Genomic DNA, 24,589 nt, shown 5'->3' with positions numbered 1-24,589 from the left:
TACGCCCAGCAGAAAGGCAGGACCGCGATGACCCGGGTGCTTGTGGTCGACGACGAGCCGCAGATCGTACGCGCCCTCGTGATCAACCTCAAGGCGCGCACCTACGAGGTGGACGCCGCGCCCGACGGGGCCACCGCCCTCCAGCTCGCCGCCGCCCGCCACCCCGACGTCGTCGTCCTGGACCTCGGGCTGCCCGACATGGACGGCGTCGACGTGATCCGCGGCCTGCGCGGCTGGACCCGGGTGCCGATCCTGGTGCTCTCCGCCCGCCACACCTCCGACGAGAAGGTCGAGGCGCTGGACGCGGGGGCCGACGACTACGTGACCAAGCCGTTCGGGATGGACGAGCTGCTGGCCAGGCTGCGGGCGGCGGTGCGCAGGGCCGAGCCGGTCGGGCAGGACGGGGGAGACCAGGTCGTCGTCGTGGAGACCGAGGGCTTCACCGTCGACCTCGCCGCCAAGAAGGTCCACCGCGACGGCCGCGACGTACGGCTCACGCCCACCGAGTGGCACCTGCTGGAGGTCCTCGTCCGCAACGGCGGCCGGCTCGTCAGCCAGCGCCAGCTGCTCCAGGAGGTCTGGGGGCCCTCGTACGGCACCGAGACCAACTACCTGCGCGTCTACATGGCCCAGCTGCGGCGCAAGCTGGAGGCCGACCCCTCCCACCCCCGCCACTTCGTCACCGAACCCGGCATGGGTTACCGCTTCGAGCGCGCCTGAAACAGCCGCATCCGGCGTGTCCGCGTCCTCCGTCCGGGTGAGACGGCGGCCACCCGCGATGACCTCGCAGGACCGGTACCCTTCGGGTATGAGTGCTGTTCCCCGATTCGAGAAGGCCCACAAGGGCGACCGCCCGTCCGGGCGCTTCCGGCGGATGCTCGACCGGCTTTCGAGCTCCCAGGAGGACCTGGAGTGCGAGGAGCTGGAGGAGGACTCGCAGGCCTCGGGGTGCACCCGGATCTCCGAATGCTCCGACCGTCAGATCGTGAAGGTCACTGGTACCTTGCGGACGGTCACCCTGCGACCGCGCGCCGGAGTGCCCGCCCTGGAGGCGGAGCTCTTCGACGGCACCGCGCCGCTCGACGTGGTCTGGCTCGGCCGCCGCTCCATCGTGGGCATAGAACCGGGCCGCAAGCTCATCGCCTCCGGCCGGATCGCCATGAGCCACGGCCGCCGGGTGCTGTTCAACCCCAAATACGAACTCCGACCGCTCGGCAAGGAGTAGCCGGTGACGTCTCTCGACAAGCCGACGTCCGACACGGACCGCACCACCGACCAGCAGGAGGCCGACGCCAGGGCGGTCACCGAGGCCGCGCTCTTCGAAGCCTTCGGCGGAGTGAGGGGCATGGTGGAGACGGTCCTGCCCGGGCTGCTCTTCGTCACGATCTTCACCATCGACAAGAACCTCACCCACTCGGCCGTCGCGGCCCTCGCGGTGTCGCTCGCGCTCGTGGCCGTACGGCTGATCCGCAAGGACACCGTCAAGCACGCCTTCAGCGGCGTCTTCGGTGTGGCCTTCGGCGTCGTCTTCGCCAAGATGACGGGCAACGCCAAGGACTTCTACCTCCCGGGCATGCTCTACACCCTCGGCCTCGCGCTGGCCTACCTGATCAGCACGGTCGCCGGTCTGCCGCTGATCGGCCTCATCCTGGGCCCGGTGTTCAAGGAGAACCTCTCCTGGCGCACCCGTAACCCCGGCCGCAAGAAGGCGTACGCCAAGGCCAGCTACGCCTGGGGCCTGATCCTGCTCGCCAAGTGCGCGGTCCTCTTCCCGCTGTACTGGTGGGCGGACACCACCCAGTTCGGCTGGGTCCTGGTCGCCCTGAAGATCCCGCCCTTCCTGCTGGCGGTCTACCTGACCTGGGTCTTCCTCGCCAAGGCGCCGCCGCCCATCGACGTCTTCGCCGAGATGGAGGCCGAGGAGGAGGCCGAGAAGGCCCGCAAGGCGGCCGCCGCCGAAGCGGCCCGGGGCCAGGAGTTCTGAGACGTACGAGAGGGGCCCCGTCACCGCTGGTGACGGGGCCCCTCTCGCATGCTTCACGCCTCCGGGTCGCCCTGGCGCACCGACAGCAGGTCCTCCAGCTGCTCCTCGCGCGCCTGCGCGGCCACGAACAGCAGCTCGTCACCGGCCTCCAGGCTCTCCTCCGGGCTCGGCGTCAGCACGCGCTGGCCCCGGATGATCGTCACCAGCGAGGTGTCCTCCGGCCAGGCGACCTCCCCGACCTGCGTACCCGCGAGCGCCGACTCCGGCGGGAGCGTCAGCTCCACCAGGTTCGCGTCGCCGTGGCTGAAGCGCAGCAGCCGGACCAGATCGCCGACGCTCACCGCCTCCTCCACCAGCGCCGACATCAGACGCGGCGTGGAGACCGCCACATCGACGCCCCACGATTCGTTGAACAGCCACTCGTTCTTCGGGTTGTTCACCCGGGCGACGACCCTCGGCACGCCGTACTCGGTCTTCGCCAGCAGCGAGACGACCAGGTTCACCTTGTCGTCACCGGTCGCGGCGATCACGACGTTGCACCGCTGCAACGCCGCCTCGTCCAGCGACGTGATCTCGCAGGCATCCGCAAGCAGCCACTCGGCCATCGGCACCCGCTCCACCGAGATGGCGGTCGGCGCCTTGTCCACGAGCAGCACCTCGTGCCCGTTCTCCAGCAGCTCGCCCGCGATGGAACGACCCACCGCACCGGCCCCGGCAATCGCGACACGCATCAGTGACCGCCCTCCTCGGGGCCCTCGGCGAAGGCCGCCTCGACCTTCGCGATCTCGTCCGTACGCATCATCACGTGGACGAGGTCGCCCTCCTGGAGCACCGTCTGCGACGACGGCAGAATCGCTTCGCCCAACCGGGTGAGGAACGCGACGCGCACGCCCGTCTCCTCCTGGAGCGTGCTGATCTTGTGGCCGATCCAGGACGGGGTGGTGTGCACCTCCGCCAGCTGCACCCCGCCGCTCGGGTCGCGCCACAGCGGCTCCGCGCCCGACGGCAGCAGCCGGCGCAGCATCTGGTCCGCGGTCCAGCGCACGGTCGCGACCGTCGGAATGCCCAGCCGCTGGTAGACCTCGGCGCGCCGGGGGTCGTAGATCCGGGCCGCGACATTCTCGATGCCGAACATCTCGCGCGCCACGCGGGCCGCGATGATGTTGGAGTTGTCGCCGCTGCTCACCGCCGCGAACGCGCCGGCCTCCTCGATCCCCGCCTCGCGCAGGGTGTCCTGGTCGAAACCGACCCCGGTCACGCGGCGACCGCCGAACCCGGAGCCGAGACGCCGGAACGCGGTGGGGTCCTGGTCGATGACGGCGACCGTGTGCCCCTGCTGCTCCAGGGTCTGCGCGAGAGCGGCTCCCACTCGTCCGCAGCCCATGATGACGATGTGCACCTTGCGCCTACCTCGCAGTCCTGGTCGTCCGGCTGACCTGCGAAAACACCCTGCTCACACTCTTTCCTCGGCTGGCCGGGCAAACAACGGGGCAACGGTGTGTCCCGTCGCCCGGATACGAGCTTATGCGGCGCCGGTCGCGTTGCCTCATCCGAGTGTGCGCATCGCAGGGCGGCCGGGGCAAAGGCGACGTGGCCCGCACCACTCCGGGGCCCCCGGCCGGGGGACACGGCGCAAGGATTGCGTTAAGGATTCCGTGGCGTTTCCGGCCGAGTGCAGGAGATTGGCGGGCCACGCCCGTGGAGCGGGGGCGGGCCCCATACGGAACCCTTACGATCCTCAGCGTGTCCAAACTGACCGACGTGCCCAAACGGATCCTGATCGGACGGGCCCTGCGCAGCGACAAGCTGGGGGAGACGCTCCTCCCCAAGCGCATCGCACTCCCCGTCTTCGCATCCGACCCGCTGTCCTCGGTGGCGTACGCACCCGGAGAAGTCCTCCTCGTGCTGTCCATCGCGGGTGTGTCGGCCTACCACTTCAGCCCCTGGATCGCCGTCGCGGTCGTGGTCCTGATGTTCACGGTCGTCGCCTCCTACCGGCAGAACGTGCACGCCTACCCCAGCGGTGGCGGGGACTACGAGGTGGCCACCACCAACCTCGGCCCCAAGGCCGGTCTGACCGTCGCCAGCGCCCTGCTGGTCGACTACGTCCTGACCGTCGCCGTGTCGATCGCCTCCGGCGTCGAGAACCTGGGCTCCGCGATCCCGTTCGTCGTCGAGCACAAGACGGCCTGCGCGGTCGCCGCCATCGTGCTGCTGACCCTGATGAACCTGCGCGGGGTCAAGGAGTCCGGCAAGCTCTTCGCCATCCCCACGTACCTCTTCGTGGCAGGCGTCTTCATCATGATCATCTGGGGCGCCTTCCGCGGCCTCGTCCTCGGCGACACGATGCACGCCCCGACCTCCGGGTACACGATCAAGCCCGAGCACCAGGGACTCGCAGGCTTCGCGCTCGTCTTCCTGCTGCTGCGCGCGTTCTCCTCCGGCTGTGCGGCGCTCACCGGCGTCGAGGCGATCAGCAACGGCGTGCCCGCCTTCCGCAAGCCGAAGAGCAAGAACGCCGCGACCACGCTCGCGATGATGGGCCTGCTGGCCGTCACCATGTTCTGCGGCATCATCGGGCTGGCCATGGCGACCGACGTCAAGATGGCGGAGAACCCGGCGACGGACCTGGTCCGCGACGGCTCCCCGGTCGGCTCCGGCTTCGTCCAGGACCCGGTCATTTCGCAGGTCGCGGCCGCGGTCTTCGGCGACGGCACGTTCTTCTTCGTGATCCTCGCGGCCGCCACCGCCCTCGTCCTGTTCCTGGCAGCGAACACCGCGTACAACGGCTTCCCGCTCCTCGGCTCGATCCTGGCCCAGGACCGCTACCTGCCCCGCCAGCTGCACACCCGCGGCGACCGGCTCGCCTTCTCCAACGGCATCGTGCTGCTGGCCGGCGCCGCGATCCTGCTGGTCGTGATCTACGGGGCGGACTCGACCCGGCTGATCCAGCTCTACATCGTCGGCGTGTTCGTCTCCTTCACGCTCAGCCAGACCGGCATGGTCCGGCACTGGAACCGCCATCTGGCCGTCGAGAAGGACCAGGCCAAGCGCCGCCACATGATCCGCTCCCGCGCGATCAACACCTTCGGCGCCTTCTTCACCGGCCTGGTGCTCGTCGTCGTCCTCGCCACTAAGTTCACCCACGGCGCCTGGGTCGCGCTGCTCGGCATGGTGATCTTCTTCGGCACGATGACCGCGATCCGCAAGCACTACGACCGGGTCGCCGAGGAGATCGCCGCCGACGAGACCGCCCCGGACGAGTCGATCCGCCCCTCCCGGGTCCACTCGATCGTCCTGGTCTCCAAGCTCCACCGCCCCACCCTGCGCGCGCTCGCCTACGCCAAGCTCATCCGCACGGACCACCTGGAGGCGCTCTCCATCAGCGTGGACCCGGCCGAGACGAAGGCCCTCAGGGAGGACTGGGAGCGGCGCGGCATCAACGTACCGCTGAAGATCCTCGACTCGCCGTACCGCGAGGTGACCCGCCCGGTCATCGAGTACGTCAAGAGCCTGCGCCGGGAGAGCCCGCGCGACGTCGTGAGCGTCTACATCCCCGAGTACGTCGTCGGCCACTGGTACGAGCACCTGCTGCACAACCAGAGCGCCCTCAGGCTCAAGGGCCGGCTGCTCTTCACCCCCGGTGTGATGGTCACCTCGGTCCCGTACCAGCTGGAGTCCTCCGAGGCCGCGAAGAAGCGCGCCCGCAGGCGCGCCGACTGGAGCGCTCCGGGCTCGGTGCGCCGGGGCCCGGTGGAACGCAAGCACAAGGAGCCGACGCCGAAGGGCTGAGGCGGGGGCCCCGCGTGTGGTCGGCGGCCGGACGACACCCACGTAGACTCGTAGGTTGTTGTCGTCCGGCCGCGGGCCGTCCCCCTTCCCCCTCTGGAGCCACCCCCTCATGCAGAACGAATCCACGTCGCCGCAGACCGGGGAGACGCAGCCGGAGTCGCTGATCGGGCGGGAGTACGAGGTCGAGGTCGGGCCGGTCGCGCACGGCGGCCACTGCATCGCCCGCACCGACGAGGGCCGCGTGCTGTTCGTACGCCACACCCTGCCCGGCGAGAAGGTCGTCGCCCGCGTCACCGACGGCGCCGAGGACTCGCGCTTCCTGCGCGCGGACGCGGTGGAGATCATCGACGCGTCCAAGGACCGGGTCAAGGCGCCCTGCCCGTTCGCCGGCCCCGGCAAGTGCGGCGGCTGCGACTGGCAGCACGCCAAGCCGGGCGCCCAGCGCCGCCTCAAGGGCGAGGTCGTCGCCGAGCAGCTCCAGCGACTCGCGGGCCTCACCCCGGAGGAGGCCGGCTGGGACGGCACGGTCATGCCGGCCGAGGGCGACAAGCTCCCCGCGGGCGAGGTGCCGGCCTGGCGGACCCGGGTCCAGTACGCGATCGACGAGGACGGCCGCGTCGGCCTGCGCAAGCACCGCTCGCACGACATCGAGATCATCGACCACTGCATGATCGCCGCGCCCGGTGTCTCCGAGCTGGGCGTCGAGCAGCAGGACTGGCCCCAGATGGCCACGGTGGAGGCCATCGCCGCCACCGGCTCCCACGACCGCCAGGTCATCCTCACCCCCCGCCCGGGCGGCCGCCTCCCCCTCGTCGAGCTCGACAAGCCGGTCTCCGTCCTGCGTGTCGACGAACGCGACGGCGGCGTCCACCGCGTCCACGGCCGCGGCTTCGTCCGCGAGCGCGCCGACGACCGCACGTACCGCGTGGGCTCCGGCGGCTTCTGGCAGGTCCACCCCCAGGCCGCGAACACCCTGGTCCGCGCGGTCATGCAGGGCCTGCTGCCCCGTAAGAACGACACCGCCCTAGACCTCTACTGCGGCGTCGGCCTCTTCGCCGGCGCCATCGGCCAGCGCATCGGCGAGAAGGGCGCTGTCCTCGGCATCGAGTCCGGCAAGCGCGCGGTCGAGGACGCCCGCCACAACCTCGCGGACCTGGACCGCGTCCGCATCGAACACGGCAAGGTCGACCAGGTCCTGCCCCGCACCGGCATCACCGAGTGCGACCTCATCGTCCTGGACCCGCCCCGCGCGGGCGCCGGCAAGTCCACGGTGAAGCAACTGGTGGCGCTGGGCGCCCGCCGCATCGCGTACGTGGCCTGCGATCCGGCGGCACTGGCCCGGGACATCTCGTACTTCGCGGAGGGCGGGTACCGGGTGCGGACGCTGCGGGCGTTCGACCTGTTTCCGATGACGCATCATGTGGAGTGCGTGGCGATTCTGGAGCCCGCGAAGTAGTGCTTCGGTTGGGTGGGTGAGCCATTGGGCCCGCTCGTCGGTGTACGTGATGCGCCCCTGCGGCATGTGCCGCAGGGGCGCACCCGTGTGTGCGGGGACATGGCGTGGTGCTGCTGACAGGCCGCACCCTCGCACTGGACGGGCCCCGCGCTCAAGCGATTCGCCGGGCGGGGGCCGATCTGTCAAGTTCCGTCAAGTGGGGCCGCCGGCAGCCGTTCGGCTTTGGTCCAGACCTATTGACTGGCCGGGTCCCCGCTTCTACGCTCCCGTCGATCGGCGCACCGCATCTCCCCAGCTCATCCGGGGCCGTGCGCCCACGCCCCCTCACGCACGCCCACGCCCGCTGCACGGGGCGAGAATGGAGCACAGCATGTTCCGTCGGAGGATTCGGACTCTCCCCGAGGCGGGTGACGGGCGTTCGGCCGCCGGCCGGGCCCGGCTCAGCTCGACCGTCATGACCCGTACGATCGCCGGGCTGAGCGCCGCCACCGTCATCGGTGCCTGCGTCACTCTGGCCGGTTCCGGATCGGCCGGTGCTGCCGCTGCCGCCAACCTGGTGACCAACTCCGGGTTCGAGAGCGGGCTTTCGGGCTGGTCGTGCACCGATGGTTCCGGTGCGGCCGTCAGCAGCCCGGCGCACTCCGGCTCGTCCGCGCTGAAGGCCACGCCTTCCGGGCTCGGCAACGCCCAGTGCAGCCAGAAGGTCAGCGTGCAGCCCAACTCGAAGTACACGCTGAGCGCCTTCGTCCAGGGCAGTTACGTCTACCTCGGCGCCAGTGGCACCGGGGCGACCAGTGAGCCGCAGACCTGGACGCCCAACTCCGCGTCGTACAGCGAGCTGAGCACCGGCTTCACCACGGGTGCGAACACCACATCGGTGACGGTCTACCTGCACGGCTGGTACGGGACGCCCGCGTACTTCGCGGACGACGTGTCGCTCACCGGTCCCGGTGGCACGACGCCCCCGCCCACCACACCGCCGCCCACCGACCCGCCGACGACACCGCCGCCCACCGACCCGCCGACCACGCCTCCGCCCACCGACCCCCCGGGCGACGCCACCTGTGCCACGAAGCCCAAGCCTGCCGGCAAGGTGCTCCAGGGGTACTGGGAGAACTGGGACGGCGCGTCGAACGGTGTCCACCCCGGCATGGGCTGGGTCCCCATCACCGACAGCCGGATCGCCCAGCACGGCTACAACGTCATCAACGCCGCCTTCCCGGTGATCCTTTCGGACGGGACCGTCCTGTGGGAGGACGGCATGGACGCGGGTGTGAAGGTGTCGACGCCGGCGGAGATGTGTGAGGCCAAGGCGAACGGCGCCACGCTCCTGATGTCCATCGGCGGCGCGGCCGCGGGCATCGACCTGTCGTCGAGCAAGGTCGCCGACCGCTTCGTCGAGACGGTCGTCCCGATTCTCAAGAAGTACAACTTCGACGGGATCGACATCGACATCGAGACCGGCCTGTCAGGCAGCGGGAACATCAGCACGCTGTCCGCCTCCCAGTCCAACCTGATCCGCATCATCGACGGCGTGCTCGCCAAGATGCCGGCGGGCTTCGGCCTGACGATGGCGCCGGAGACCGCGTACGTCACCGGCGGCAGCGTCACCTACGGGTCCATCTGGGGCGCGTACCTGCCGGTCATCAAGAAGTACGTCGACAACGGCCGGCTGTGGTGGCTCAACATGCAGTACTACAACGGCAGCATGTACGGCTGCTCGGGCGACTCGTACCAGGCCGGCACCGTGGAGGGATTCGTCGCCCAGACCACCTGCCTCAACAACGGCCTGACCATCCAGGGAACCACGGTCAAGGTGCCGTACGACAAGCAGGTGCCCGGCCTCCCGGCCCAGCCCGGCGCGGGCGGTGGCTACATGACGCCCAGCCAGGTCGGGCAGGCGTGGAACGCGTTCGACGGCTCGCTCAAGGGCCTCATGACGTGGTCCGTCAACTGGGACGGCTCGAAGGGCTGGTCCTTCGGCAACAACGTCAAGTCCCTGCAGAACCGCTAGGCGACGCGATGCGTCCGGTCCGCCGGGGCCGGACGCGTCGCCCCGTCAGGTGTCCGCCTTCCGTGCTCCCAGTACCGGCAGCAGACGCAGCTTCTCGTCGTCCGGCGAACCCGGGGTGGCGGTGTACACCAGCAGTGTCTGGTTCTGTTCCGGGTCCAGCAGGACCTGGCACTGGAGGGTGAGGACGCCCAGCTCGGGGTGGCGGACCAGCTTGGGGTCCACGCGCGGTACGTCGATCTCGTGGGCGCTCCACAGGATGGCGAACTCCGGGCTGCGTTCCAGCAGGAGGTCGCGCAGGTGCTCGGCGCGGCCGCCCGTGCCCTGTCGTGAGTAGGCGGCGCGCAGGCCGGAGGTGAAGAAGCGGCTGTGCAGCGGGTGGTACTCCTCCGGGTAGAGGAGCCGGGCGGCGGGATCGGTGAACCAGCGGTACGTGAGGCTGCGTTCGGGTCCGGTGAACTGTGTCTGGTCGCCGAGGAGCGCGGTGGCCGCCGGTGTCTGGGCCAGGGTCTCCGCCACATCGCTGACCACCTGCGCCGGGGTGTCGTCCAGCCGCCCGAGGATGCGCATCAGGCCGGGCGAGATGTGGTCGGAGCGCAGATTGCCGGGGCGCGAGGGGGTGTTGTGCCCGGCGATACGGAACAGGTGGTCACGCTCGGCGAGGGAGAGGCGCAGTCCGCGGGCGATCGCGGCGAGCATCGGCTCCGAGGGCTGCGGCCCGCGCTGCTGCTCCAGGCGGCTGTAGTAGTCGGTCGACATGCCGCTCAGCGCCGCCGCCTCCTCCCGGCGCAGGCCGCGGGTGCGGCGGCGCGGTCCGCGGGGCAGTCCCACGTCCTCCGGTTGCAGGGCTTCGCGTCGGGTGCGCAGGAAGTCCGCGAGTTGCGCTCGGTCCACGATTCCAGTCTCCCTCGTGGCCCCGGTACCTGACATCCGGGGCGCGGTCGTGCAGGTGTACGGGCCCGGCCGGGCCCGGCCCCTCAGAGCAGCATGCCGCCCGACGCCTCGATGCGCTGCCCCGTGATCCAGGAGGTGCCCCCGGTGAGCAGCGCGGCAGCGGCGGCGCCGATGTCGTCGGGCTCGCCGGGACGGCCCATCGCGGTGACACCGCTCAGCATGGAGCGCATGCCCTCGTCGTCGCGGACCCCGCCGCCGCCGAAGTCGGTGCCGGTGGCACCCGGTGCGAGGGCGTTGACCGCGATGCCGCGCGGCCCCAGCTCCTTGGCGAGGTAGCGGGTGAGCACCTCCACGGCGCCCTTGGCCGCGGCGTACGCGGCGGTCGGCACGGCGATGAAGCGGGTCAGGCCGGTGGAGACGTTGAGGATGCGGCCACCGTCCTTGATCAGGGGCAGCAGGGCCTGGGTGAGGAAGAAGACGCCCTTGACGTGGACGTCCATCAGCCCGTCGAACTGCTCCTCGGTGGTCTCCTCGAACGGCGCGTGCACTCCGTGCCCGGCGTTGTTGACGAGGATGTCGAGGTCGTCGCGGCCCCATTCCCGGCTCAGGGCCTCGCGCACCTGCGCGATGAAGGCGGGGATCTCGGCGGTGTCCCCGGTGTCCAGGCGCAGGGCGACCGCCGTGCGGCCCAGCTTCCCGGCGGCCTCCACGACGGCCTCGGCCTCTTCGGCGTGCGAGCGGTAGGTGAGGATCAGGTCGGTGCCGGCCTCGGCGAGGTGCAGGGCGGTGCTGCGGCCGAGGCCCCGGTTGGCGCCGGTGATCAGGGCGATGCGGGCCATGGTGGCTCCATTCGGATCGGATGCGGCGGACCGACCGGTCCGCCGCCTGCCCCTCAACGGTCGCGCAGCCCGGGGGCCGGATGAAGGCCGCGGTTATCCAGGGATCGCCGATCCCTGCTTCGGCGCCGCCTGGAATCCGACGGGGCGTTGGCCACGGCACGGGCCGCGAGGTCCCTGGCACGGCCTGCCCCCCGCTGGCGGCGGTCCCTGGACCCGCTCAGCGGCGCCGCCGGTCCCGCGCGACACCCATCCGTTCGAACAGCTTCTCCGCCGCAGCACGGTGGCCGGCGGCGTCCGTGTCCCCGTCGGCCACGTCCGCCAGGCCGCTCAGTGCGTACGCCTCCTCGATCCGATACCTCATCGAGGAGGCCGACTCCAGCGCACTGGCGTGCAGTTCCCGGGCCGCCTCGTACTCACCCTGTCGTCCTCGCAGCCGCCCCACGATGTTCTCCACCTTGGCGCGCCGCAACGGCGACGAGTACGACGACACCAGCTCCAGCGCCTGCTCCGCCGGGTCCGGTACGCGTGTCGGCCGTCCGAGATGCTGGTCCACGTCGGCCGACAGGGCCAGGGTCACCGCCGTGTTCCCGGGGTCGGCGCCCTGGCCGAGGCGGGCGCGGGCCCGGTCGAGGCTGAGGGCCGCGTCCTCCCACCGGCCCAGGCCGGCGTACGCGAAGGCGAGGTCGGTGAAGGCGGTGAACTGGTTCTCGAACCGGCCGAGACCGGCCTGGAGGTCGATGGCGCGCAGCGCCGCCGCCTCGGCCTCCTCGTACCGGCCCCACTGCTCGTAGAGCGTGCTGAGCAGCGTGAGGTTGTCCGCCTCGGCGCGCGGGGCGCCCAGTTCCCGTTCGAAGGCGATGGCCCGCCGCAAGTGCGTCAGGGCCTCGGGGAAGTTGCCGAGCAGGCTGTTGAACTGGCCGAGGGTGCCCTCGCTGTGCGCCTCGGTGTGCCGGTCGCCGGTCCGGGCGGCGACGTCGCGGCCCTCCCGCGCCGCCTCCAGCCCCTCCTCGAACCGGCCCAGCCGCCAGCAGGCGACCCCGAGGTTGGACAGGCTCACGCCCAGCAGCGCCAGATCGCCCAGCCGTTTGGCCGCCGCCACCGACGCACGTCCGGTGGCCCCGTACTCCTCCAGATTCCCGCGGGCGTTGAGCTGGAAGGCGAGGTTGCGGCTCAGGCAGACGACGTACCGGTCCAGGCCTCGCCGCTCGGCCAGGGTCACCGCGGCCAGCAGCGCGTCCTGCTCCCGCGTGAACCAGGTCCGCGCCCGCTCCGCGTCGCCGAGATCGGGCAGGTCCGCCGCGGACCTCTCGACGCCGGTGGGGCGGTGGCGGCGGCCGGGGTAGAGGACGTCGCAGGCCGTCTCGGCCGCGGTGAGGTAGTAGCCGAGCAGCCGTTCCACGGCGGCCGAGGCCTCCTCACCGCGGGGACCGTCGGCGTCGAACTGGCTGCGCGCGAAGGTGCGCACCAGGTCATGGAAGGAGTACAGCCCGATGTCCGGCTGGCGCAGCAGGTGTACGTCGAGCAGCCGCTCCAGGACGCCCTCGGCGTCCCGGACGCCGCAGCCGAGCAGCGCCGCCGCCGCGTGCACGTCGATGTCGCCGCCCGGGTGCAGCGACAGGAGGCGGAACGCGACGCGGCTCTCCCCGTCCAGCGCCTCGTACGACAGGCGCAGGGTGGCGGAGACGCTGCGCGTACCGGCGCTGAACTCGTCCAGCCTGCGCGTCTCGTCCCGCAGCCGCTCCACGAGGTGGCCCAGCGTCCAGCGCGGCCGGTTGCGCAGCCGGGCGGTCGCGATGCGCAGCGCGAGCGGCAAGTGATCGCAGAGGCGGGCCAGCTCGGCGGCGGCCTCCGGCTCCGCGGCAACCCGCTCGCGGCCCAGGGTCTCGGCGACCAGCGCGGCGCTCTCGCGCGGCGACATCACGCCGAGGGAGATCCAGTGCACGCCGTCCAGGTCGATCAGCCGGCCGCGGCTGGTGAGCAGCACCAGACAGCCGTTGTCCGTGGGCAGCAGAGGGCGGACCTCGTCGGCGTCGGCCGCGTTGTCGAGCAGGATCAGCAGCCGCTTCCCGGTGAGCGTGGCCCGCCACAGCGCGGTGCGCCCGGCAGTGTCCTCGGGGATCCGGTCCCCGGGCACGCCGAGTGCCCGCAGCAGGCCTTCCAGCGCGGTGCCGGCGGACACCGGCCGATCGCCGGGGGTGTGACCGCGCAGGTCGACGTGGAGCCGGCCGTCCGGGTACTCGCCGACGAGCCGGTAGGCGGCCCGCACCGCCAGCGAGGTCTTGCCGCTGCCGCCCATGCCGTCGACCGCCACGATCCGGGGGCCCTGACCGCCCCGGCGGGCCGCCCCGTGCAGCAGTTCGGCCAGCTCCGCCTCGCGGCCGGTGAAGTCCGCGAGGTCGTGGGGCAGGGTGCACGGCGGCCCGGCCGGGTGCGGGGCGGCTTCGCTCGGCATCGGCGCGGCGGGCCCGGGGCCGTCCAGTTCCGGGCTCTCGCGCAGGATGCCCTCGTAGAGCCTGGCGAGCTGCGGTCCCGGGTCGACGCCGAGTTCCCCGGCGAGCAGCTCCCGTACCCTGCCGTACTCCTCCAGCGCCTCGGCCTGCCGTCCGGACCGGTACAGCGCCAGCATCAACTGGCCCCGCAGGGTCTCCCGAAACGGGTGCTGCGACGTCAACGTCCGCAGGTCAGGTATCAGTTCGGCGGATTCGCCGAGTGAGAGGCGCAGGGCGATGTACTCCTCCCAGACCCCCAGCCGGCGTTCGTCGATGGCCGCTGCTGCGGCCTCGATGACCGGCCCTCCGGCACCCGAGAGGACCGGGCCCCGCCACAGCGTCAGCGCGGAGCGCAGGATCACGGCCGCCTCGGAAAGCCGTTGTGCGGCCACGGCGGTCTTCGCCTTCCGGACGAGCATGCCGAATTCGGCCAGGTCGCTCTGGTCCTCCTCCAGCACCAGGCGGTAGCCGGGCCCGTCGGTGAGCAGGACGTCCGTGCCGCCGGGTATGCGTTTGCGCAGGTCCGCGACGGCCTTGCGGACCTGGTGGGACGCCGTGGCCGGCGGGTCCCCGTCCCAGGCCGCCGCGACCAGCCGAGCGACCGGAAGCACCCTTCCGGGGGCGAGCAGCAGAGCGGTCAGGACGCGTTCCTGAATGGCACCGCCGAGTCTCAGCCGTACACCGCTCGACCATCCCTCAAGGGGGCCGAGGACATTGAACCGAAGCCGTTCTCCTGGCGCCGCCGTCACCGACGACCTCACCCCCCCTGGGCGTCGCTGCCATCGGGCTGCCGCCGATCGGTCCGTTCCGCGCGGAGGCGATCCTAACTTTCCGCGCGAGGGTGCGGTACCGAGCCGGGAACGGTTCGGGAACGGCCTCGTCCAGTCTCTTCCCGTGGCCGGCGCGACCGCCGGCCACGGGCCCGCACGGCATTCGGCGGGACCGAGGAGGAAGGGGAAACCGATGCATTCCGATTCCGCACCCGGCCTCGACGTGCTGCCGAGGAAGGAGGGCGCGGAGCCCCCGGCCCCGACCCTCGCCGGGCACCGCGACTTCCGCCTGCTGTGGTTCGGCGAGACCACCAACCGCGTCGGCATCAACATCACCACCGTCGCGATGCCGCTGGTCGCCGTCGTCACGTTGGGCGCCGGCACGCTCGCGGTCGGCGTGCTGGCCGCCGTGCCCTGGCTGCCCTGGCTGCTGATCGGCCTGCCGGCCGGCGCCTGGGTGGACCGGATGCGGCGCCGCCCGCTGATGGTGATCTGCAACGCCTCCTCGGTCGTGCTGCTCGCCAGCGTCCCCGTCGCCGCCTGGCTCGGGGTGCTCACCATGGCCCAGCTCCTCGTGGTCGGCCTCCTCAACGGCCTGGCCGCGGTCTTCTTCGGCATCTCCTACAAGGTCTACCTGCCGTCGGTCGTGGACCGCGGCCGGCTCCAGCAGGCCAACGCCCGGCTCCAGGGCAGCGAGTCGGTCGCGCAGGTCGCCGGCCTCGGCGGCGGTGGCCTCCTCGCACAGGGCTTCGGCGCCGTCGCCGGACTGCTCGTCAACGCCTGCACCTTCCTCGTCTCGGCGCTGTGCCTGCTCGGCATCCGCAGCCGGGAGGAGCTGCCCGAGCCCCCGGCCGAGCGCACCCCGCTGCGCCAGGACGTCGGCGAGGGCCTGCGCTACACCGTCCGCGACCCCTACCTCCGGGTGCTGACCGCCTACGGCACCGCGACCAACCTGCTGCTGACGGCGTACCAGGCGATCATGCCGGTGTTCCTGATCCGGCAGCTCGACGTTCCCGAGGGCGCCACCGGCTGGCTCATGGCCTCCAGCAGCGTCGGCGGCATCCTCGGTGCGCTCGGTGTCAAGCGGGTCACCGCCCGCTGGGGCACCGCCCGCGGACTGCTGGTCGCCACCGCCTGCACGGCCCCCTTCGGCCTGCTGATCCCGTTGGGCGGCAAGGGCTGGATGCTCGCCCCGCTCGTGGCGGGCAACGCCCTGCTCGCCCTCGGTGTGGTGCTCGCCAACGTGGTCCAGGGTGCCTTCCGGCAGCGGTACTGCCCGCCGCAGCTCCTCGGCCGCGTCACGGCCTGCGTCTCTGTGGCGAGCTTCGGCGCCATCCCGTTCGGCTCCCTGCTCGGCGGTGTGCTCGGCACGGTACTCGGACTGCGGCCGACGCTGTGGCTGCTGACCGCCGGACTCGCGGTCACCCCGCTGCTGCTCCTGGCCGGCCCGCTGCGCGCACGACGCGACCTGCCCACGGGACCGGGGGACGCGTGACACCCGCCGGCCCCCGCAGCGGAATGGGAAAGGGTGGCGCGCTCCCTCACCCCCTCAGCCGCACCGGCAGCCTCCGCACGCTGTTGCCCACGAACGAGGCGTGGCGGGGGAGGTCAGGCTCCGGGACCGCGAGGTCCAGCGCGGGGAAGCGGGTGAAGAGCTGTTCCAGGGCCGTGACGCTCTCCAGGCGGGCCAGCGGTGCGCCCATGCAGTAGTGGGCGCCGTGCCCGAGGGAGAGGTGGCGGGGTCCGTCGGCGCGGGTGATATCGAAGCGGGCCGCGTCCGGGCCGTGGGCCCTCGTGTCGCGGCCGGCCGCCGAGTAGCCCGCGAGGACCGGGGTGCCCCGGGGGATCACGGTGCCGTCCAGGGTCAGGTCGCGGGTCGGGTAGCGGAAGGGGAAGTAGCTGACAGGGCTGTCCCAGCGCAGGGTCTCCTCCACCACGTCCGCCCAGCTCGCCCCGCCGGCCAGGACCAGGTCGAGCTGGTCCCGGTGGGTGCACAGGGCTCGTACGGCGTTGGTGATCAGGTTCAGCGTCGTCTCGTGCCCCGCGATGATGGTGAGCATCAGTGTGCCGATCAGCTCCTGCGGGGTGAACCGGTCGCCGCTCTCCTCGCGGGCCGCGATCATCGCGCTGGTGAGGTCGTCCCCCGGATCGGCCGTCCGGGCGGCCGCGACCGCGCTCAGGATCTCCACCATCTCCCGGTTGGCGGCCACCGCCTCGGCCGGGCCGATGTCGGTCGCCACGATGTGGTTGGAGAGGGTGTGCAGCCGGTCGTGGTGGGCCTCGTCCACGCCGAGCAGCTCGCAGATGACACCCAGCGGCAGCGGCAGCGCGAAGCGGGTACGCAGATCGACGACCCCGTCCTCGGTGGCCGCCGCCTCCAGGCCGTCGAGCAGATGCGACGTCAGGTTCGTTATCTGTGGGCGCAGTTCCTCGATCCGGCGGCCCGTGAACGCCTTGCTCATCAGCGACCGCAGCCGCCGGTGGTCGGCCCCGTCCGCGGTCGTCATCCCCTGCACGGTGGCGAACGTCTTCAGCGGCCAGCCGTCCGGGATCTCCCCGTCCCGGAGCGCGGTGAAGTGCTGGGCGTTCTTGGCGACGTCGGGGTGCGCGAGGAATTCCTTCAGCGCGTCGTGACCCAGCACGGCCATGCCCCGGACCTCGCCGGGGAGGACGACCGGCGTGACCGCCCCCCGGGCCAGGAGCCGGGCGTTGGCCGCGTGCGGGCAGCCTCCCGCCGGGTCCAGGCGGTGCGGAAAACCGGCCGCGGGGTTCGGCGATGGCGTGTTCATCGGGTCTCCAGGTCTTCGGAGGGGAGGGATGAGCGGACTCGAGCGGGCTCCGGGCGGGTCGGTGGGCCCGGGCCGGTCGGCTTGACGCGTTCCGGTGGGGGCACCCGGAATGGGGCCCTCGGCCGGCCGGGCACCGGGCTCTGCGGCCGCCCTGTCTCGTTGTGGCCCTATCAGGCGTCCCTCGTGCATCATTGAGGCGACAACCAAGTCATCTGCGATCGAACTGACTCTATTTCAGCATCCTCTCTGACTGCGGAGGTTCGCGATGGTGTCCACGCGCGTCGACCTCGTCCTGGTGCACGGGTTGTTCTCCTCCGCCAAGGTGTGGAAGGCGTTCGAGGCGCTCATCGCGGACGACCCGGAACTCGCCGGGTGGGTGAGCGTGCACACCTTCCAGTACGACTCCCCGCTGGTCCGGCTCCGGCCCGACCGCCGGGTCGCCGAGACCGACGACATCGCCGACCAGCTGGGGACGTTCCTGAGCGACGGGCTTCCCCACGCCGAACGGATCGTGCTGGTCACGCACAGCCAGGGCGGGTTGGTGGTCCAGCGGTTCCTGGCCCGGAAGCTGTGGCACGGGGAGGGGCGGGAGCTCGGCCGGATCAAGCACTTCACCATGTTCGCCTGCCCCAACACCGGGTCCGGGTTCTTCCTCACCGTACGCAAGTACCTGCCGCTGTGGCGCAACCCGCAGGAGCGGCAACTGCGGCCCTTCGACCGTGCGGTGACCGAGGCGCAGCGGACCGTGCTCAGCTCGGTGGTGCACGCCCGCGCGCACTCGGACCAGGAGTGCCCGATCCCCGTCCTGGCCTACGGGGGTACCGCGGACGACGTCGTGCCGCCGGTCGTGGCGCGTGGGGTCTTCCCCAAGGGCGGGGTGGTCACCGCCGACCACTTCAGCATCGTCCAGCCCGCCGACCGCGACGCCGCCGCCTACCAGGCCGTCCGGCGCGCCCTGCTCAAGGTGGCCGAGGAGGCCCGGCGGGAGCAGGAGGAGCAGGCCGCGGCCGGGCGTGGCCGGGTCGAGGCCGCCTCCCGGCCCACCGGCGAACCCGGCCGCACGCCTGCCCCGGGCGCCGGGGAGGCCCCGGGCGCCGGGGAGGCCCCGGAATCCGGGCCGCAGGACGTGCCGCGCCCCCGGCCGGGGGCCGCCGTTCCCGCGGCACCGGCGCTCCCGGACTTCGTGGCCTTTCCCCCGCCGCCGTTCGGCCAGCTCGCCGACGGCCAGCTGAAGGGCAGGGACCGGCTGGCCCTGGTCGCGCACCTGCTGTCCGAGGAGGCGCGGCAGCAGGTCCACGTGGTGGCCGGACTCGGCGGTTCCGGGAAGAGCCGGATCGCGCTGGAAGCCGCGGACCGGGCCCGGCGGGCCGGGTACCGGGTCTGGTGGGTGTCGCCCCCCGAGCTCAACCAGCGCATGCGGATGCTCGCCCGCGACCTCGGCGCCCCGTCGATCACCGTGGAACGGGCCTGGCTCGTCGGCACCGCCATGGACCTCGTCTGGACCCTGCTCGACGCCTGCCCCGACCCGTGGCTGCTGATCTTCGACAACGCCGACGATCCGGAGCGGCTCGGCCCGCCCGACGGGCCGGTGTCACTGGGCACCGGCTGGTTGCGTACGCCGAAGAGCGCCAGGGGGACGGTGCTCGTCACCAGCCGGGTGCGCAGCAGGAACGCCTGGGGCGCCGCGGCCGGCATCCACCAGGTCCTGCCGCTCGACGAGGACGACGGCGCCTCCATGCTGCTGGAACGGACGGGAGGCCTGGGCGGGACCAACGAGGACGCCCGCCGCCTCTCCCGCCAGCTCGGCGGGCTCCCGCTCGCACTCCGCCAGGCGGCCGATGTGATCAAGGCCGTCCACGAAAGCCGGATCCGGCTCGACAGCGACATCAGGGACTTCGACACCTTCCGCCGCGTCGTGGAGCCCGACGCCTGCGCCGCCTCCGGCCAGGAAGGGCCGCAGCTCGGCGAACTCCTGGGCCGGGAGATCGTGGAGAAGGTCTGCGGCATCGGCATGGACCTGCTCACCCAGCACGACCTCCCGCAGGCCGCGACGCTGCTCAAGGTGTTCGCCTGCCTGAGCACCGCCCCGATCCCGTACCGCCACCTCCTCTCCGGCCCCGCCCTCGCGGAGTCCCCGCTCTTCCCCGGCGCCGCCGGCTCGCTGAGCCCCGCGCTGAAGGGCCTCGAAGAACTCGGCCTCGTGGACCCCTACGAACACGAGGACGTACCGGACCCCGCTCTCGCCGGCCTGCTCACCCTGCACCCCGTCGTGCACGGTGTCCTGCGCGAGGACAAGGACGTCCGGGAGCGGCCCGCCGACTACTACGGCCTGGCCCTGCGCATGGTCCTCGCGGCCACGCACGCACGGAACCCGGACCACCCCGCCAACTGGCCGCTGTGGGCCGCCCTCTCCCCGCACGCCCTGGAGGTGGCGCGGACCTGCCTGCTCGGCGACCTCAAGCTGAACGACCGCACCGTGCGCACCGACGCCCTCGAACTCGCCCGGCTCACCGCCCGCTACCTCATCGCCGCCGGGCTGCTCAGCCCCGCGCACGCCCTGGTGGTCCCGCTGATCGAGCGCTGCGCCTCGTACGGCTTCGACCGCGACGACCGCGAGATCCTGGGCCTGCGCCATGAACAGGGCCGCATCCACCTCGACCGGGAGCAGCTCGGCCGGGCGGAGGAGGTCCTCACCCTGGTCGTGGCGGCGCGCACGGCGATCCTCGGCGAGGACCACGCCGACACCCTCGCCAGCCGGCACAAGCTGGCCCGTGCCATCAACGAGCAGGCGGGACGAGAGGGCGAGGCGGAGGTCCTGCTGCGCTCCATAGTCGAGGCGGAGAACCAGGTCCGCGGGCCCGAGCACTACGACACCCTTGTGGTGCGCCACACCCTGGCCCGGACGATGCTGTCCCTCGGCGCCCACCGCGAGGCCGAGGCGGAGGCCCGGGAGATCCTCGCCATCAGCCGCCGCGACCACTGGCCGCCGGCCACCCCCGAGACCCTCCGGGTCCGCGAGACCCTGACGCACGCGCTGCTCGCGCAGGACCGCGCCGTGGAGGCCGAGGAGGTCATCGGCGGCGCCCTGGGCGACGCGTCGCAGGCGCAGGACTCCAACCTCGTGATGCGGCTGCGCTACACGTACGTCCTGGTGCTCCTGGGCATACGCGGGCGTACGCCCGTAGCGGTGAACACGCTGCGGGCGCTGGTGCACGACCTCGACCGGGCGGTCACCTCGGACCATCCTCTGTCGTTGCAGGCCAGGGCGCTGCTCGACCGGCTGCGGGAGATGCCGACCTGAGACCTCGGCGCCCCGGTGGATGTCGGCAATCCCCGTCGGCCCAGGCGGCCTTGCGCGTAGCCTGACGTTGCTTCACGCTGTGTGACGCGTCCCTTGCCGAAACGCTCGGAGGTCCGCCCATGACTTCTCACCCCGCCGACTCCTACGACGACCAGTCCCCGACGTGGGGCGCCCCGGGGAGCGATCTGGAGGAGATGCAGGCCGAGTTCGGCAGACAGGTGGCGAAGGAAGCCCTGGAAACCGGACGTCAGGCACTCGAGCTCGACGCGAAGACCGCGTTCCGCGCCACCAGCGGAGCGCATCCCGGATAGGCGCCGTCGTTTTCCGTTGCTTTCCAGATGTCGGGGGGCCGAACAGTGACCACAGGGAACTTCACGCAGGATCCGCCGTCCACGGCACTGCACGATCCGTTCTTCCGCGTCGCCGGAGCGCCCGCGTTCACCCGCGAACTGCTCACTGATCTCGCCGCCGGCCGGTACGCGGCCGTACGTGTACCAGGATTCCTGTCGGCGGAACGGTGCGCGGAGGTGCTCACGTCCCTGGAGGAACGGGCCTTCGACTCGTACGGCAACGCCCGCGTCCAGCCGCGGGTGATGCGGTTCGGCGTCGGCATCAGCGACCACATGGCGGACGGCGGTGTCGCCGACAGCTACTGGACCGCGCTGGAACGCCACCACGAGGCCTGGCAGGGGCTCGGCCTCTCCTTCGACCCGTTCGCGTTCTGCCGGGAGAGGCTCGGTGCCCACTGGCCGGGCGGTGTGGAGGTCGGCCGGAGGGGTGGCCGCGAGCTCGGGGCCGGGGTGGCCAGGGAGCCGAACCAGGGCTTCCGGGTGCACTTCGACGACGCGCTGCGCGAGTACGAGCACGATCTCCTCGACACGCCCCTGATCGGCCAGTTCGCCTTCAACCTCTATCTCAGCGTGCCGCCTTCGGGTGGCGAGACGGTCCTGTGGCGGCACCGCTGGCAGCCGGAGGACGAGGCCTACCGGCTGCCCGCCTCGTACGGCTACGACGAGGCGGTCGTGCGGGACGCCGAGGCGCTGGAGGTCACTCCGAGGGTGGGGGAGGCCCTGCTCATCGACCCCCGGTACTTCCACGCGGTGCGCCCGAGCCGGGGCGCTCGCAGAATCGCACTGGGGTTCGCGGTGGGGCTAGCGGTGACCGGGCAACTGCTCACCTGGGCCTGAACACCCCCTTCGACCGGCCGTTTATGCCTGATGAAGCGTCATATATAGCGCCGTGTGCGGGCTTTGACGCTGCCGTGACGAAGCGGATACGTTCGGTGGATGGACATCCTGCGTTACGTGGCCTTCAGTACCGACCCCCTCGGCGGGAACCCGGCGGGTGTGGTGCTGGACGCCGCGGGCATCGATGAGGCGACCATGGCCTCCACCGCGGCGGAGGTCGGGTACTCGGAGACGGCGTTCGCCGTCCCGCGCGTCGACGGGGCCCTCGACATCCGCTACTTCAGCCCCCGGACCGAGGTCCCGTTCTGCGGCCACGCGACCATCGCGACCGCCGTCGCGCACGCGCACCGGCACGGAGCCGGCGAGCTGCTCCTGTACACCCAGGCCGGGCCGGTGCCGGTGACCACGTCGGCCCGCGAGGACGGTTCGGTCGTCGCCACCCTGGTCAGCGTCGCACCGCGTACCGAGATGATCGACGACGCGGACCTGGCCGAGCTCCTCGCGGCCCTGCGCTGGTCCGGGGCGGACCTCGATCCGGCCCTGCCCCCGCGGGTCGCCTACGCCGGTGCCCGGCATCCCGTGATCGCCGCCGCCACCCGCGCCCGGCTGGGCGAACTCGCCTACGACATGGAGGCGCTGGGTGCCTTGATGGCCCGCCGGGACTGGGCCACGATCGCCCTCGTCCACCGTGAGTCGGACACCGTCTTCCACGCCCGCAACCCCTTCCCGCCCGGCGGGGTCGTCGAGGACCCCGCGACGGGTGCCGCCGCCGCCGCGCTCGGGGGGTACCTGCGGGACCTCGGGCTCGTGGACACACCGGCCGTCCTGACGGTGCACCAAGGCGTGGACATGGGCCGCCCGAGCCTGCTCACCGTGGGTGTCCCGGCCGATGCGTCGAGCGGCATCGAGGTGACCGGTACGGCCGTCCCCATCGGCTGACGCAGCAGGAGGGCGCCACCCCTCACGTCACGGGGCGGCCGTCTCCAGCACGATCTCGATCTCGACAGGTGCGTCCAGCGGCAGCACGGCCATCCCGACGACGCTGCGCGCGTGCCGGCCGGCCTCGCCGAAGACATCGGTCAGCAGCTCGCTCGCCCCGTCGACCACCGTCGGCTGCCCCAGGAAACCGGGAGCCGAGGACACGTATCCGACCACCTTCACCGCACCGGTCACCTCCTCCAGGGGAACCACCGAGTCCGCCGCCGCCAGGGCCGCCAGAGCGCACTGGCGGCTCAGCGCCTTCGCCGATTCCGGCGACACCTCCGCTCCGACGCGCCCGGTCACCGTCAACTCCCCGCCGGTCAGCGGGATCTGGCCCGCGATGAAAACCAGAGACCCGCTTCGCACGGCGGGCACGTAGGCACCCTTCGGGGCGCTCGCCCCCGGCAGCGTCAGGCCGAGCTCGGCGAGCCGCTCGCGGATGTTCCTGCCCATGGGCCCTCCTGCGGCGTGGTGACGTCCGATCGTCCCACCGGACCGCCCTCCGTGGGACGGCCTCTCCGGATTTGCGAACGGCGGGGGCGTGCTTCTGCTAGGCCGTGTGAGGTCCCCTCCCCGGATGCGGAGGGGTGGCTCCCCTCCGCGGAGAGCGTGCTGCCGGGGCAGGCGGAGGGTGCGATGCGGGTCCCTGCCGGGGCGGGTACGGTGCCCGCCGTTCCGGCGCAGCGGGAGGCGACCCGGGCGCCTCGGGGGCCGGCGGCGGACTCCTCGATATCGGCCAGGTCGACGTCACCGCCGCCCGCGTCGCGTCGGCCCCCGACGATCCGAACGCGGCCGACTGCGCCCGAGAGCGAACGATCCGCCCCTCCGCCCGGCTCGGCGGAGGGACACCGGGATAATCCGTGCCGTGAACGAACGCGTGGAGTTGCCGGAAGGGCTGGTCCTTCGCCCCTGGGAGACGGCCGACGCCCCTGCCGTACGGGAGGCGTTCGCCGAACCGGGCATGGAACGGCAGGCGGACGCACCCGTCGGCTCTGTGTCCGAGGCCGGGCTGTGGATCGGCAGGCGGCAGCAGCAGTGGAGCCGGGGGACCGCCTTCGCGTTCGCCGTCGGGGACGCGGCGGGCGGCGCCCTCGGCGGCGTGGCCGTGAGCAGTCTGGACCTTCGCCACGCGACCGGGTGGGTCTCCTACTGGACCGGTTCCGCGGCACGCGGCAGGGGAGTGGCCACCCTCGGCTGCCGGGCGCTCGCCCACTGGTGCTTCACCGAACTTAACCTCTTCCGGCTGGAGTTGGGGCACCGTACCAACAACCCCGCCTCCTGCCGGGTGGCGCTCGCTGCCGGCTTCGCGGTCGAGGGGCTGCAACGGTCGAAGCTGGCGTACGGCGGCGTCCGCCACGACGTCGAGACCCACGCCAGGCTCGCGACGGACCCGGTCGCCTGACGGTCTCCGGCGCGGGCGCTACTGTCGCCGGCATGGTCGAACACGATGCCCTCACCGTCACCCGTGCCGCCTACGACGAGGCCGCGGACCTGTACGCGCGGCTCTTCAGTGACTCGTTGCGCGACAGCCCGCTGGACCGCGCGATGCTCGACGCCTTCGCGGAGTCCGTCGGCGAGGGCGGACGGGTGGCGGACCTCGGGTGCGGGCCCGGTCATGTCACCGCGTACCTGGCCCGCCTGGGGCTCGACGCGTTCGGCGTCGACGCCTCTGCCGCGATGGTCGAGCTCGCCCGCCGGGCCTGCCCGGAACTGCGGTTCGACGTGGGGGAGATGGGCGCACTCGACCTCGCCGACGGCGCGCTGGACGGTGTGCTGTCGCGGTGGTCCGTCATCCACACACCGCCTGCCGGACTCCCGCCGATCCTGGCCGAGTTCGGCCGCGTACTCGCACCCGGCGGCCATCTCCTGATCGGCTTCTCCGCGACCGACGGCCCCGCGCACCCCACGCAGTCCTTCGACCACGCCGTCGCGACGGCCTACCGCTGGTCGCCCGACCACCTCGCCGGACTGCTGCGGGCCGAGGGCCTGGCCGAGACGGCCCGCCTGGTCCGGGAGCCCCGGCCGGACGACCGGCGCCAGTTCCAGGAAGTGCATCTGCTCGCCCGCAAGGCGTAGAGCCGGGCGGTGCCCGTACC

Annotated in this window: 19 protein-coding genes and 2 pseudogenes; 14 read left to right on the top strand and 7 right to left on the bottom strand. The window is 72.1% G+C overall.

What is annotated here, in order from left to right:
* Positions 1-27 precede the first annotated feature (27 nt).
* The 3 genes from BLW14_RS07020 (at position 28) to BLW14_RS07010 (ending at position 1,984) form a co-directional block, all read left to right on the top strand.
* Entirely contained in the window at positions 28-720 is a 693-nt protein-coding gene (locus BLW14_RS07020) for a response regulator (protein WP_093705422.1), read from the top strand.
* An 88-nt stretch (positions 721-808) separates the two neighbouring features.
* Positions 809-1,225, top strand: coding sequence for an OB-fold nucleic acid binding domain-containing protein (locus BLW14_RS07015; protein ID WP_093705420.1), 417 nt, complete (start codon positions 809-811; stop codon positions 1,223-1,225).
* Positions 1,226-1,228: 3 nt separating this feature from the next.
* On the top strand, positions 1,229-1,984 hold the full coding sequence (locus BLW14_RS07010; protein WP_093705418.1) for a DUF3159 domain-containing protein: 756 nt from the start codon (positions 1,229-1,231) through the stop codon (positions 1,982-1,984).
* Positions 1,985-2,037: 53 nt separating this feature from the next.
* Here the strand turns inward: BLW14_RS07010 and BLW14_RS07005 are convergent, their stop codons facing one another.
* Together BLW14_RS07005 and BLW14_RS07000 are read right to left on the bottom strand one after the other, a co-directional pair.
* On the bottom strand, positions 2,038-2,715 hold the full coding sequence (locus BLW14_RS07005) for a potassium channel family protein (protein WP_093705416.1): 678 nt from the start codon (positions 2,713-2,715) through the stop codon (positions 2,038-2,040).
* Positions 2,715-3,383, bottom strand: a complete 669-nt coding sequence (locus tag BLW14_RS07000; protein WP_026242838.1) for a potassium channel family protein — start codon at positions 3,381-3,383, stop codon at positions 2,715-2,717. The genes BLW14_RS07005 and BLW14_RS07000 overlap by 1 nt, the downstream gene beginning before the upstream one ends.
* 344 nt (positions 3,384-3,727) lie before the next feature.
* Between BLW14_RS07000 and BLW14_RS06995 the strand changes: the two genes are divergently transcribed.
* The 4 genes and pseudogenes from BLW14_RS06995 to BLW14_RS35705 form a co-directional block, all read left to right on the top strand.
* The gene (locus BLW14_RS06995) at positions 3,728-5,776 is read left to right on the top strand and encodes an APC family permease (protein ID WP_093705414.1); all 2,049 of its coding nucleotides are present in this window, start codon (positions 3,728-3,730) and stop codon (positions 5,774-5,776) included.
* Positions 5,777-5,885: 109 nt separating this feature from the next.
* The gene (locus tag BLW14_RS06990; protein ID WP_093705412.1) at positions 5,886-7,232 is read left to right on the top strand and encodes a class I SAM-dependent RNA methyltransferase; all 1,347 of its coding nucleotides are present in this window, start codon (positions 5,886-5,888) and stop codon (positions 7,230-7,232) included.
* Positions 7,195-8,121 (top strand): annotated as a pseudogene (locus BLW14_RS35710) (carbohydrate binding domain-containing protein); the annotation flags it as partial. The gene BLW14_RS06990 and the pseudogene BLW14_RS35710, both read left to right, overlap by 38 nt.
* Positions 8,122-8,289: 168 nt before the next feature.
* Positions 8,290-9,246: pseudogene (locus BLW14_RS35705) on the top strand (chitinase); the annotation flags it as partial.
* 45 nt (positions 9,247-9,291) lie between these two features.
* Here BLW14_RS35705 and BLW14_RS06980 read toward each other — a convergent pair.
* From BLW14_RS06980 to BLW14_RS06970, 3 genes are all read right to left on the bottom strand, one after another.
* On the bottom strand, positions 9,292-10,137 hold the full coding sequence (locus tag BLW14_RS06980; RefSeq protein WP_093705408.1) for a helix-turn-helix transcriptional regulator: 846 nt from the start codon (positions 10,135-10,137) through the stop codon (positions 9,292-9,294).
* 83 nt (positions 10,138-10,220) lie between these two features.
* The gene (locus BLW14_RS06975; RefSeq protein ID WP_093705406.1) at positions 10,221-10,976 is read right to left on the bottom strand and encodes an SDR family NAD(P)-dependent oxidoreductase; all 756 of its coding nucleotides are present in this window, start codon (positions 10,974-10,976) and stop codon (positions 10,221-10,223) included.
* 217 nt (positions 10,977-11,193) lie between these two features.
* Entirely contained in the window at positions 11,194-14,076 is a 2,883-nt protein-coding gene (locus BLW14_RS06970; protein WP_177153843.1) for an AfsR/SARP family transcriptional regulator, read from the bottom strand.
* A 352-nt stretch (positions 14,077-14,428) separates the two neighbouring features.
* Here BLW14_RS06970 and BLW14_RS06965 point away from each other — a divergent pair, with 352 nt between their 5' ends.
* Positions 14,429-15,730 carry an MFS transporter gene (locus tag BLW14_RS06965; RefSeq protein ID WP_093710663.1) on the top strand — a complete coding sequence of 434 codons (1,302 nt, stop codon included), beginning with the start codon at positions 14,429-14,431 and terminating at the stop codon, positions 15,728-15,730.
* Positions 15,731-15,776: 46 nt separating this feature from the next.
* On the opposite strand, the gene BLW14_RS06960 is transcribed toward BLW14_RS06965, so the two are convergent.
* On the bottom strand, positions 15,777-17,024 hold the full coding sequence (locus BLW14_RS06960) for a cytochrome P450 family protein (protein ID WP_093705404.1): 1,248 nt from the start codon (positions 17,022-17,024) through the stop codon (positions 15,777-15,779).
* A gap of 265 nt (positions 17,025-17,289) precedes the next feature.
* Here BLW14_RS06960 and BLW14_RS06955 point away from each other — a divergent pair, with 265 nt between their 5' ends.
* The 4 genes from BLW14_RS06955 (at position 17,290) to BLW14_RS06940 (ending at position 22,451) form a co-directional block, all read left to right on the top strand.
* Positions 17,290-20,325, top strand: a complete 3,036-nt coding sequence (locus tag BLW14_RS06955) for an alpha/beta hydrolase (RefSeq protein ID WP_093705402.1) — start codon at positions 17,290-17,292, stop codon at positions 20,323-20,325.
* Between the two features lie 119 nt (positions 20,326-20,444).
* Complete coding sequence (locus BLW14_RS06950) at positions 20,445-20,636, top strand: hypothetical protein (RefSeq protein ID WP_018520548.1); 192 nt, start codon at positions 20,445-20,447, stop codon at positions 20,634-20,636.
* 45 nt (positions 20,637-20,681) lie between these two features.
* Entirely contained in the window at positions 20,682-21,512 is an 831-nt protein-coding gene (locus tag BLW14_RS06945) for a 2OG-Fe(II)-dependent halogenase WelO5 family protein (RefSeq protein WP_093705401.1), read from the top strand.
* A gap of 99 nt (positions 21,513-21,611) precedes the next feature.
* The gene (locus BLW14_RS06940) at positions 21,612-22,451 is read left to right on the top strand and encodes a PhzF family phenazine biosynthesis protein (protein WP_093705399.1); all 840 of its coding nucleotides are present in this window, start codon (positions 21,612-21,614) and stop codon (positions 22,449-22,451) included.
* Between the two features lie 27 nt (positions 22,452-22,478).
* Here BLW14_RS06940 and BLW14_RS06935 read toward each other — a convergent pair whose 3' ends face one another.
* Positions 22,479-22,946, bottom strand: coding sequence for a RidA family protein (locus BLW14_RS06935; protein WP_093705397.1), 468 nt, complete (start codon positions 22,944-22,946; stop codon positions 22,479-22,481).
* Positions 22,947-23,358: 412 nt separating this feature from the next.
* Between BLW14_RS06935 and BLW14_RS06930 the strand changes: the two genes are divergently transcribed.
* Both BLW14_RS06930 and BLW14_RS06925 read left to right on the top strand, forming a co-directional pair.
* Positions 23,359-23,895: a GNAT family N-acetyltransferase gene (locus BLW14_RS06930; protein ID WP_093705395.1), complete on the top strand. Its 537-nt coding sequence runs from the start codon at positions 23,359-23,361 to the stop codon at positions 23,893-23,895.
* A 32-nt stretch (positions 23,896-23,927) separates the two neighbouring features.
* Entirely contained in the window at positions 23,928-24,569 is a 642-nt protein-coding gene (locus BLW14_RS06925) for a class I SAM-dependent DNA methyltransferase (protein ID WP_093705393.1), read from the top strand.
* Positions 24,570-24,589: the final 20 nt, after the last annotated feature.

The organism is Streptomyces sp. 2131.1 (assembly GCF_900105515.1).
GTDB classification, from domain to species: domain Bacteria; phylum Actinomycetota; class Actinomycetes; order Streptomycetales; family Streptomycetaceae; genus Streptomyces; species Streptomyces drozdowiczii.
The sequence above is the reverse complement of the archived record's forward strand: the minus strand, read 5'-3'. Positions and strand labels throughout refer to the sequence as shown.

Excerpts from the sequence above, each read along its gene's own strand:
- BLW14_RS07020 (WP_093705422.1), top strand. The coding sequence starts at position 28 with ATGACCCGGGTGCTTGTGGTCGACGACGAGCCGCAGATCGTACGCGCC.
- BLW14_RS07015 (WP_093705420.1), top strand. The coding sequence starts at position 809 with ATGAGTGCTGTTCCCCGATTCGAGAAGGCCCACAAGGGCGACCGCCCG.
- BLW14_RS07005 (WP_093705416.1), bottom strand. The coding sequence starts at position 2,715 with ATGCGTGTCGCGATTGCCGGGGCCGGTGCGGTGGGTCGTTCCATCGCG.
- BLW14_RS06990 (WP_093705412.1), top strand. The coding sequence starts at position 5,886 with ATGCAGAACGAATCCACGTCGCCGCAGACCGGGGAGACGCAGCCGGAG.
- BLW14_RS06975 (WP_093705406.1), bottom strand. The coding sequence starts at position 10,976 with ATGGCCCGCATCGCCCTGATCACCGGCGCCAACCGGGGCCTCGGCCGC.
- BLW14_RS06965 (WP_093710663.1), top strand. The coding sequence starts at position 14,429 with ATGCATTCCGATTCCGCACCCGGCCTCGACGTGCTGCCGAGGAAGGAG.
- BLW14_RS06960 (WP_093705404.1), bottom strand. The coding sequence starts at position 17,024 with ATGAACACGCCATCGCCGAACCCCGCGGCCGGTTTTCCGCACCGCCTG.
- BLW14_RS06955 (WP_093705402.1), top strand. The coding sequence starts at position 17,290 with ATGGTGTCCACGCGCGTCGACCTCGTCCTGGTGCACGGGTTGTTCTCC.
- BLW14_RS06950 (WP_018520548.1), top strand. The coding sequence starts at position 20,445 with ATGACTTCTCACCCCGCCGACTCCTACGACGACCAGTCCCCGACGTGG.
- BLW14_RS06940 (WP_093705399.1), top strand. The coding sequence starts at position 21,612 with ATGGACATCCTGCGTTACGTGGCCTTCAGTACCGACCCCCTCGGCGGG.
- BLW14_RS06935 (WP_093705397.1), bottom strand. The coding sequence starts at position 22,946 with ATGGGCAGGAACATCCGCGAGCGGCTCGCCGAGCTCGGCCTGACGCTG.
- BLW14_RS06925 (WP_093705393.1), top strand. The coding sequence starts at position 23,928 with ATGGTCGAACACGATGCCCTCACCGTCACCCGTGCCGCCTACGACGAG.